This is a genomic window from Microseira wollei NIES-4236 (assembly GCF_020521235.1).
Taxonomy (GTDB): domain Bacteria; phylum Cyanobacteriota; class Cyanobacteriia; order Cyanobacteriales; family Aerosakkonemataceae; genus Microseira; species Microseira wollei.
Genome location: NZ_BLAY01000678.1, coordinates 1 through 271 on the forward strand (window position 1 = coordinate 1; position 271 = coordinate 271).

The 271-nt window shown below is 49.4% G+C and carries 1 protein-coding gene; it reads left to right on the forward strand.

Going from position 1 to position 271, the window contains the following annotated elements; translation table 11 throughout:
• On the forward strand, positions 1–271 hold a 271-nt coding region (locus tag MiSe_RS50230; RefSeq protein WP_226595109.1), incomplete at both ends, for a hypothetical protein.

The window sequence follows — 271 nt, forward strand, 5'->3', positions numbered from 1 at the left end:
CATCTTTGGGTGTAAATCAAAATTTATCTACGCCGTGCCCCTGGGTGTAGGGGCAGGGCATTCTACCATCTTTGGGTGTAAATCAAAATTTATCTACGCCGTGCCCCTGGGTGTAGGGGCAGGGCATCCTACAATCTTTGGGTATAAATCAAAATTGATCTACGCCGTGCCCCTGGGTGTAGGGGCAGGGCATCCTACAATCTTTGGGTGTAAATCAAAATTTATCTACGCCGTGCCCCTGGGTGTAGGGGCAGGGCATCCTACAATCTTT